The organism is Chryseobacterium contaminans (genome assembly GCF_001684955.1).
Taxonomy (GTDB): Bacteria; Bacteroidota; Bacteroidia; order Flavobacteriales; family Weeksellaceae; genus Chryseobacterium; species Chryseobacterium contaminans.
Window position 1 is genome coordinate 1 of record NZ_MAYF01000049.1, and the last position, 9,583, is coordinate 9,583.

Sequence of the window (9,583 nt, forward strand, 5' to 3'; positions counted from 1 at the left end):
TTTTCATAAGCATTAATCGCTGCTTTTTCGCCAAACACTACATTTTCTAAAGTAGATTCTTTTTTATCTCCTGAAAAAGAATTTTTGATGTCAATCCATGTTCTGTGGAGAGCACCTGCGGTGCTTGTAGTATCATCGGGATTGCCTCCCAGCTCTCTGATCAGGTTAATCAATTCTGTTTTCATGACCTGGGATTGGGAAACCATCCGGTCATAATCAGCCTTTAAAGAAGAGTGGGTGGTCCATACTTTTTCCTCTACTTTTGAAAATCCTGCAATTCTGTCATTGGTGATGTTCAGTAAATCATTGAGTACTGAAACGGTGCTTTCGTTGTTCATATTATTTATTTTTAAATGGTGTAATGATGTAGCAGGCGCATTCATTGAATAATTTACAGCACTCTGTTTTTTACTGCTATTAAAATAATAGCCGGAAATACAAATCTTGAATGAAAAAAGAAAACCTCCCGCAGATAGGAGAGGTTATTCTAAAAATAAATTGTAAACAGGTCTGTAATCGCTCTCAAACTTTTTCAAAAATAAAACAGAATCAGAAGATTATATTATGACCTGACTCATAACAGCGAAAATTTAATGGATAAAATATAATAAACCTTCCATGAACAGGAAGGTTTATAAGATCTCGAACAAAAAGTGAAGATGAAAATTTAGTATTTCAAAAGTATGAACTTATTGATCTGGTCTCTATGACTGGAATCATAATGGAAAAAATTGATACTGTTCTTTTGAAATCAACTCTTCTTTTCAATGTCTATATAAAGTTGTTTGATGATATTCAGCCGAACTTCCGGGTTGTCTTCTAAAAGCTTTAAAAAACTAGTTTTGGAAAGCTGCAGAATTTTACAGAACTCGCAGGCGACCGCATTGAATGGATATCTTTTGTCAGTAAATAATAAAAATTCACCTATACCTGCTCCTTTCTCAAGTAGATCTGTTATTACTTCGGTGCCGTTATTATAATGGGTTAGCTTTATCGTTCCGGATACGAGCTGATAATAATATTCCGGAATATCATTTTGTGTAAAAAGTGTCTCTGGACATTCTAATTCTGTAATAGTGGCTCCATATAGTAATAAAAGATCCTCTGATATAAGCATTTAGTGGCTATTTAATAAATATTACAATATAAATAAAAAATATGGGGTATCATTATGACTGTTGTCATAATAGCATGTGTTGCATGCATTTATTGTACAAATTTTAAAATAAATTGTAATAAAACTTTATTATGATACTAATCATAAAAAAGAGGAAGTATTAGTCTATACATTTGAATACACACACCACAAATATATTATTATGAAATTACTTATCATGCTAATGCTATTTACAGGATTTCTTGTTCTTAGCTGTAAAAAAGAGAACAATACCCAACAAACCAACAGTAAAAGCCTGAATACCGGAGATAGTATGGTTTCAGGAACTTCACAAGTCACACCAGACTCCGGAGATCATACTCTTCCTATGGATAGTACGGCTTATGATGTAGACTCGATTAAGAATAGTAAATAATTCTTCTTACTTCAACTAAAATGTTGTTTTCATATTGATGAAGACAATATTGGTATTACTTGGCAATTAAAAACTGATTGTCAAAATGAAAGCATTTGAAATTATATAGTAATTAATCCATACCTATTTTGTTATGGCAGAATCGTCATTGTTTAATCAGTCCGGTATACAGCTCACCTTATTATTAATGCTGATCATTATTATAGCAGGTCTGATTGTAGTTGTGCTGAAGTTTTTGGGCATATATTCCCAGATCTTAAGGCGAAGAGAGTATCTTGAAGTTCAAAAGAAAATAAAGGATATGACTCCTGAGGAAATGGAGGAATATAAAAAGAAAGAAGCACAGCAGGAATTTGAACTGCCGGAAAATCAGCTTTCAGGAAATCAGGTGCCTTCCGACGAAAAAGGAATCTTGCGGAATATAAATTCTGTTGATGAATTGAGGTTTTTTCCAACTAAAAGAAGAACCTCATCTTTTGTAAATTATATTTCCCCCGAACTCACCCGTCTTGTTTTATTTTTTCTTGGAACAGCGATATTCTGGCTGATTATCGGAACAACCTTCGGCTTATATGCGGGGATAAAATATGTAGCACCTGATGTAGACCATACGAGTTGGTTCAGTTTTGGACGATTGCGTCCTGCTCATACCAATGCCGTATTTTGGGGATGGGCTTCTCTGGCGATGGTAGGCTTATCTTATTATGTAGTGGCACGGGTCAGTAATATAGAAAACTATAACATCAGATTCGGTTATATTTCCCTTGCCATGATGAACCTGGCCGTATTATCCGGAACAATCTCCTTATTGGCAGGAATCAATAATGGAGGGGGTGAATACAGGGAATATATCTGGCCTATTATGGGAACCTTCGGTATTGGAGTAGCCTTTTCAACCTATAATCTGTTTAAGACGGTTGCCAAAAGAATTGTACATGAAATTTATATTTCCAATTGGTATATTCTTGCCGGCTTTATGTTTATCATCATTGTTATTATTGTTGGTTATTCTCCAATATGGCAGGATGGAGTTGGGGAAACCATTACACAGGGCTATTATATGCATCAGGCTATCGGAATGTGGTTTATGATGATCAACTTAGGTCTGATGTACTATTTTCTTCCGCAGCAGCTTAATAAACCTATTTATTCTTATAGTCTGGGGGCTTTAGCATTCTGGACACACATTTTGTTTTATACTTTAATAGGAACCCATCATTTTATCTTTAGTGCAATACCATGGCGGTTACAGACCACAGCTATTATTGCCAGCGTGGGAATGCTTATTCCTGTAGCAGCAGGAACCACCAACTTTCTTCTGACGTTCAATAATGCCTGGTATCAGTTAAAAACGAGCTATACACTTCCTTTTTACTTTATGGCTATTATTTTTTATTTCACAGGCTCATTTCAGGGAACCGTGGAAGCATTCAGGTATACGAATCTTCTTTGGCATTTTACTGATTTTACCGTTTCACATTCCCATTTAACCATGTATGGGATCATTACATTTATGATCTGGGCATTCTCCTATACATTAATACCACGGCTTACCGGAAAAGAACCTCCCAAATTACTGGTAGGGATACATTTCTGGTTTGCTTTACTCGGACTTCTGATGTATGTAATTGCTTTAATGATCGGAGGAACCCAGACCGGTCTGATGTGGATGAAGAAAAAACCATTTATAGACGGAGTGATCAATATGTTTCCCTTCTGGCTCTGGAGAGCGATAGGCGGATTGTTTATGTGGGTTTCCCATTTGATTTTCGGATACAATTTTTATAGAATGGTACGGATGAAGGAAACTATCAGGATTCCTAAAACGCCTTCAGAAATATTAGCTGCAAAAAAACAGTTTACCAATACAGAGTTAAATTCATAAATAAATCATCATGATGTTATTAAATGATCATAGGATACTATTTGGGTCAGCACTTTGTCTCTTTGTTTTTCTAACCCTCTATATAGCGGTTCTTCCTGCACTGGATAATCAGAGAATTAATAAACCTTTGCCACGCCAGTCAAAAGTACTTACAAAAGACCAAAAGGCAGGCAAGATGGTATACATTGAAAATGGTTGTGTTGCCTGTCATACACAGCAGGTAAGAAATGTAGAAATGGATAATGTTTTTGGAAAAAGACCAAGTATTCCGGCAGATTTTGCTATTAATAGCAGAACTGATTTCTGGAGAAATACCGCCAATTTAATGGGAACTCAGAGAGCAGGGCCCGATTTGACGAACGTAGGAGAAAGGCAGCCTAGCGCAGAATGGCATCTTATTCACCTGTATCAGCCCCGGGCAGCAGTAGAAGCTTCCATTATGCCTTCCTATGAGTTCCTCTTTATGGAAAGAGATTACCTTCAGCCTGGTGATGTAGAAGTAAAAGTCCCGGAGAAATTCCTCAAAAACAAAAGGAAAAAAATCGTTGCAACCTCTAAGGCCCTTCAATTGGTTGCCTATTTAAAATCATTAAAGCAAACAGATTTTACAGATCAATCTATAGTGCCTCCTTTTTTATATAAGCAGCCGAAAAAAGAGGAAGGAAATACTCAGGGCGCCGGAAATTTACCGGATGGCGGAGAATTGTTTACTGCAAATTGTGCATCGTGCCATCAGGCTAACGGTGAAGGAGTACCAGGAGCATTCCCTCCTTTAAAAGGAAGCCCGGTTGTAACGGGTGGAGATCTGGAACTCTATGTTACGATTATTATGAAAGGTTATGATCCAAGACCTGAATATGCAACAATGCCTCCGGTAGGAACCAATGCCAATTTTACACCGGAAGATGTTGCCGCAATTATGAATCATGAAAGAACAAGCTGGGGAAATAATGCAAAAAAAGTAACCGCTGAAGAAGTAAAAACGATTATGGATAAAATAAAATAAATATGAAAACACCATTTAAATACACCGCAGCATTCACCTTTGTCTTTATCTCCATGTACACTTTTGCATGTGATACCTGCAAGTTGAGACAACCAAAGGTGACCCAGGATTTTACGCACGGAACAGGCCCGGACAGTGACTGGGATTGGTTTATAGTGGGGCTTGTCATAGCCATCACTGTAGTTGCTTTTGCTTACTCGGTTAAATATCTGATATGGCCGGGAGAAAGAAATAAAAACCATGTTAAGTATAATTTTCTAAAGTAAACCCTCATGACAAAGGATAGAAGCAAAGTTTTTCTCTTCATTGACGATGATGCGGCTCCTATTGCGGAACTTGATACTCCTATTGTCTTTGATCTGGATACGAAAAAATTAACTGATGGGAATCATATTCTGAAAATTGTAAGCCATTCCCCATCCGGTAAAGAAGGAGTCAGGGAAATCAGTTTTACAGTAGCCAACGGCCCAACGATCAGGATTGAAGGATTGAAAAATAAAGATGTTGTGGACGGAACCTTATCATTGATGATTAATGCTTATGATAAAGGAAATCAGAAGAGCTTCCTGATTAACGGAAGTGAAACTCCGCAAACCATTCCGTTCTGGATCTGGATTATTGTTATTTTATTTACAGGCTGGGCTCTTTACTATGAAATAACGAGTGCCAATATGTAAAGGTTTTTTAAAAAAAACATGAAATTATTGATGGACAATTGTTTTTACGATGATGAATGAATGATACAATAAACATCAAAAACAAATATTATGGTTATTAGTGAAAAATTTTTATTTGCTGCCGGTGCAGAAATAAGAGTATATAATTCAGGAGAAGTTATATTTTTTGAAGGAAATGCTCCTCTTTACTATTATCAGGTTATAAAGGGAAAAGTAAAATTGAGTAACCTTAGTGACAATGGTAAAGAATTCATACAAAATATTATGTCGGAAGGGCAGGCCTTTGGAGACTCCTTATTATTTACTGATAAACCTTATCCAATGGATGCGATAGCGCTGGAGTCCTGTGAAGTAATAAGACTTTGTAAAAACAACTTTTTAAGTATGCTGAAGGTATATCCGCAATTATATTCATCAGTTTGCAAATCACTGTCCGATCGTTTGTATTATCAGTATATTATGCTGCAGGCTAATTCATCCCCCAACCCGGCAGAAAGGATTATTGGATTACTGGAGCATTTAAAAAGCAGCCAGGCTAATCAGGCTCCTTTTTCATTTAAAATTCCACTCACAAGGCAGCAATTGGCTAATTTGACAGGGATCTGTGTAGAAACGGCTATCAGAACCATTAAGGTGATGGAAAAGAACCGCCTGCTTAAAATTAAAAACCGTAAGATATTTTTCTGAACAGTAATATCTTTTTTATAACTGAAAAAAATCAAAAAAAAATCCGTTTATGAGCCAAATCATAGTAAAGAGAATGAATGCTTTGTACATTTGGTATACATTAAAATCATATTTCTCAGTCGATCTTTTTTAGCGGATATTAAAATCCGATATCTTAAAATAATTACAAAAAATATAACTGTTTATTGCTGTCTAATACTAGTCACGGCCAGCAATAGTCATCACTAAATATTAATATAAAAATTTCAATTATGAACACTAGAAATTCAAGAAACCGTAGTTCAAGAGGACATTCAGAAGAAAACCTGGAGGAAGTATACCAACTAGGATATGATCATGGTTATAATGACGCATCCCAGGATGAAGATTATGATGATGATTTTTCAGAGTATGAAGATTATTTTGACGACGAATACGATAACGACTATGACGATGATGAAGAGTATGATGACGATGAAGATTATGATGATGACGAAGATTATGATGATGACGAAGAAGATTACGATGATGAGGATGATGAAGATGATGATAACAGAGGCCGAAGAGGTGGCGGAAACCGTGGAAACAGAAACCAGCAGAGAGACAGCCAGGGAAGATTTACTTCCGGAGGTGGCAGAGGAAGCTCTGGTAGCAGTTCACGTGGACGTTCAGGCTCACGTTCAGGTTCAGGTTCAAGATCCGGTTCTCAGTCAGGAGGCAGAGGCAGATCTTCATCCTCTGGAAATGGTACTTCAAGAAGAGGCTTTGCTTCTATGAGTAAAGCAGAACGTACCAGAATCGCCCGTATGGGAGGAGAAGCTTCCCATGGAGGAGGTAGATCTTCAGGTTCAAGATCAAACTCAGGTAACTCAGGAAGATCAGGATCATCAGGCAGAGGATCAAGATCTGGTTCCGGAAGCAATAGCAGCTCAGGTCGTGGTTCAAACTCAGGTTCCGGAAATGGTACCTCAAGAAGAGGTTTTGCTTCTATGAGTAAAGCAGAACGTACCAGAATTGCCCGTATGGGAGGACAGGCTTCTCACGGTGGAGGCAGGTCGTCAGGTTCTGGAAGATCTGGTTTTGGCGGCAGACGTAATAATTCATAATTCACTTTAAGATTACCTCTTTATATTGTATAGAGGGGTAATCTTTTATCATCAAATCTACTGAATATAATGGCAACGAAAACATTAGACACCAATAGTACTAAAGGCACATCTGAAAGTATGTCAGATCCGGCCAAAAAAACAACGCCAACAGGCACGGCAAATAATGAGCATGAAAATGAAAACTCCAATCTCCGGAAGTTTTTTATTTCTGCATTAAAAGATATTTATTTTGCAGAAAATGCAATCATAGAGGCCTTGGATAAAATGCAGGAAGCAGCTACCACAGAAGAGTTGAAAGATGCATTTGAAGATCATCAGCTTCAAACCAAAAAGCACGTCAGCAGACTGGAAAAGGTCTTTAAGCTGCTTGATGAAAAACCTGAAAAAAAAGAATGCGAAGCCATAAAAGGAATCATCAAAGAAGGTGAGGAGGTCATAAAATCCACTGAAGACGGCTCTATGACGCGTGATGCAGCCTTAATCATAGCAGCGCAGAAAGTAGAACATTACGAAATAGCAACCTATGGCGGACTCGTTCAGCTAGCGCTTACCATGGGGCATGATAAAGCTGCAGATCTGCTTGAAGAAACGTTACAGGAAGAAGAAGATACAGATTATCACCTGACAGAAATTGCTGAAACTTCTATCAATTTTGAGGCTGAGCAGGAGGATTAATGTTCATAACGGTAAACCATATGTCCTATGGGCATGTGGTTTATTTTTTTAAGAAATACCATCATGAAAACTCAAGAATTAACCCAATTACTGCGTGAAAGAAACTTTTCTGAAACCGAAAACAAAGGAAGCTGGTTTAAAGACGGAACTTTCATTTACTCTAAAGAAATTACCCATCATATTTATCTGTTGTACATCATCTTTGAAGACAATATCCAGGGACTGATTGCGAAATTCTATGATGGTACTTTTATAGGAAAACGTGAACCAACAGAAGTAATGTTTTATATGTCTGTAAAAGATAAACATGATGTTGACTATTTTGATAAGTTTTTAGAAGTTCTTCTGGTAGAATAATAACATCGTTAATACCCATTAATAATTATAAATATGAAAGCAGCTGTTATACATGGACCTGGTTCCATTACTTGTGATACCGTGGAAGATCCCCGTATTAAAGACCCTCACGATATTATTCTAAAGGTTACTTCTACGGCCATCTGTGGAAGTGATTTGCATATGTACTCAGGAGGGATACCCCAGCCACGCCCTATGGTTATGGGCCACGAATTTATGGGGATTGTTGAAGAAGTTGGGCAGAATATTACCCATTTAAAAATAGGCGACAGGGTAGTAGTTCCATTTCCGATTTCTTGCGGAAGTTGTTTTTTCTGCCAGCATGATCTGCCGACAGCCTGTGAACATAGCAATCCGGAACATTATGGCCCTGAAGGTGGCCTGATTACAGAAAAAGGAGGTGCATTATTTGGTTATACAGATCTTTATGGAGGATATGACGGAGGCCAGGCTCAATATGTAAGAGTTCCTTATGCTCATATAGGACCGAGAAAAGTTCCGGAAAATCTTTCTGATGAGCAGGTGCTTTTTCTTACTGATATTTTCCCCACAGGCTATACCGGGGTAATGTGGGGGAATTTAAAAGGTGGGGAAACAGTTGCTATATTTGGAGCAGGTCCTGTAGGTTCAATGTCTGTGAAAAGTGCTATGCTGCATAATGCTAAAAAAATAATCGTTATAGATACCCAGCAATACCGGTTAGATCAGATTAAAAGCTTAACCGGTTGTGATACCATTTTATGGAAAGATGCTAAAGAAGTCATTCAGCAAATCAGGGATCTAACAGATGGAAGAGGAGCTGATCTGTGTATTGATGCGGTAGGTTTTGAACCGGATAGAAATATTCTGGACCGGGCAAAAGCTGTTTTAAATCTGGAGAAAGGATCAATTAAAGTTCTTGAAGCCTGTATGAGTGCTGTACGGAGAGGAGGTATTGTCTCTGTTCTGGGTGTTTATCCCGTTAATTATGATAATTTCAGATTAGGACAAATATTTGATAAAGGGATTACTATAAGAGCGGGACAATGTAATGTACATCCTATAATAGATCAGCTTTTAGAGTATGTTCAAAGTGGGCAGGTTGTACTGGATGATATTATTACCCATAGGCTCTCTCTGGAAGAAGTCGCAAAAGGATATGAAATTTTTGACAAAAAAGAAGACGGCTGTGTAAAGGTGGTTCTTGACCCTTGGAAGTCTAAATAATATCTAATACCAACTTCAGATTCGACTAAAAAGTTATATAAAAAAATATGCGCAAATTGTCCTAAATTTGCGCATATTGTCGTTTGTGGGCAAGACGAGCGTATCTTCAAACACTTTTATCGATGATTTGGTTCGTTTGAGCCAAATTAAACAGGAATTACAAAATTCATTTTTATCAAATAATTTCTTTTAGTTTGTGCTTAATGCAATTTAATCTAAAAAACGAATAAAAAAACAGTATTGGAATAATAAATCTTTAGTTGTCTGTTTCTGTCCTGTACCATAACCGAAGAGATATCGAAATATTTTGTTGAAGATTTAAAAAGGATTTCTGGAATTTTAAAGCAGTAACCCATAGTGCATTTAGGTAATATAGATTTTTAAGTTATTGATATTCCTATTTGCATTTCTGTTTATTGTTTAAAGTAAACTTTTCTGCTAATAATTTTGTATTCTGTTCCATATGGTTA

The 9,583-nt window shown here is 37.0% G+C and carries 12 protein-coding genes; 10 read left to right on the top strand and 2 right to left on the bottom strand.

Translation table 11 applies throughout. The features are described from left to right. Both BBH99_RS04485 and BBH99_RS04490 read right to left on the bottom strand, forming a co-directional pair. Positions 1–338: ferritin-like domain-containing protein (locus BBH99_RS04485; RefSeq protein ID WP_083188741.1), on the bottom strand; the 338-nt coding region annotated here is incomplete at its 3' end. A gap of 413 nt (positions 339–751) precedes the next feature. Continuing rightward, positions 752–1,117 carry a Crp/Fnr family transcriptional regulator gene (locus BBH99_RS04490; RefSeq protein WP_066692558.1) on the bottom strand — a complete coding sequence of 122 codons (366 nt, stop codon included), beginning with the start codon at positions 1,115–1,117 and terminating at the stop codon, positions 752–754. A 202-nt stretch (positions 1,118–1,319) separates the two neighbouring features. On the opposite strand from BBH99_RS04490, the gene BBH99_RS04495 reads away from it, so the two are divergent. The 10 genes from BBH99_RS04495 to BBH99_RS04540 all read left to right on the top strand — a co-directional run bounded on the left by BBH99_RS04495 (position 1,320) and on the right by BBH99_RS04540 (position 9,113). Next, positions 1,320–1,532: a hypothetical protein gene (locus BBH99_RS04495; protein WP_066692560.1), complete on the top strand. Its 213-nt coding sequence runs from the start codon at positions 1,320–1,322 to the stop codon at positions 1,530–1,532. 133 nt (positions 1,533–1,665) lie between these two features. Further along, a complete protein-coding gene (locus BBH99_RS04500) occupies positions 1,666–3,417 on the top strand; it encodes a cbb3-type cytochrome c oxidase subunit I (RefSeq protein WP_066692562.1) in 1,752 nt (583 codons plus the stop codon). Between the two features lie 10 nt (positions 3,418–3,427). Then, the gene (locus BBH99_RS04505; RefSeq protein ID WP_066692564.1) at positions 3,428–4,423 is read left to right on the top strand and encodes a cbb3-type cytochrome c oxidase subunit II; all 996 of its coding nucleotides are present in this window, start codon (positions 3,428–3,430) and stop codon (positions 4,421–4,423) included. 2 nt (positions 4,424–4,425) lie between these two features. After that, complete coding sequence (locus tag BBH99_RS04510) at positions 4,426–4,689, top strand: hypothetical protein (protein ID WP_066692566.1); 264 nt, start codon at positions 4,426–4,428, stop codon at positions 4,687–4,689. Positions 4,690–4,695: 6 nt separating this feature from the next. After that, the gene (locus BBH99_RS04515; protein ID WP_066692569.1) at positions 4,696–5,100 is read left to right on the top strand and encodes a cytochrome C; all 405 of its coding nucleotides are present in this window, start codon (positions 4,696–4,698) and stop codon (positions 5,098–5,100) included. Between the two features lie 90 nt (positions 5,101–5,190). Beyond that, entirely contained in the window at positions 5,191–5,787 is a 597-nt protein-coding gene (locus BBH99_RS04520; RefSeq protein ID WP_066692571.1) for a Crp/Fnr family transcriptional regulator, read from the top strand. Positions 5,788–6,038: 251 nt separating this feature from the next. Beyond that, complete coding sequence (locus BBH99_RS04525) at positions 6,039–6,872, top strand: KGG domain-containing protein (RefSeq protein WP_066692573.1); 834 nt, start codon at positions 6,039–6,041, stop codon at positions 6,870–6,872. Between the two features lie 69 nt (positions 6,873–6,941). Next, positions 6,942–7,550 (top strand): ferritin-like domain-containing protein, encoded by a 609-nt coding sequence (locus BBH99_RS04530; protein ID WP_228390737.1) that lies wholly within the window; start codon positions 6,942–6,944, stop codon positions 7,548–7,550. 63 nt (positions 7,551–7,613) lie between these two features. Next, the gene (locus BBH99_RS04535; RefSeq protein ID WP_066692575.1) at positions 7,614–7,907 is read left to right on the top strand and encodes a hypothetical protein; all 294 of its coding nucleotides are present in this window, start codon (positions 7,614–7,616) and stop codon (positions 7,905–7,907) included. Positions 7,908–7,940: 33 nt separating this feature from the next. Further along, complete coding sequence (locus tag BBH99_RS04540) at positions 7,941–9,113, top strand: zinc-dependent alcohol dehydrogenase (RefSeq protein ID WP_066692581.1); 1,173 nt, start codon at positions 7,941–7,943, stop codon at positions 9,111–9,113. The last annotated feature ends 470 nt before the right edge of the window (positions 9,114–9,583 follow it).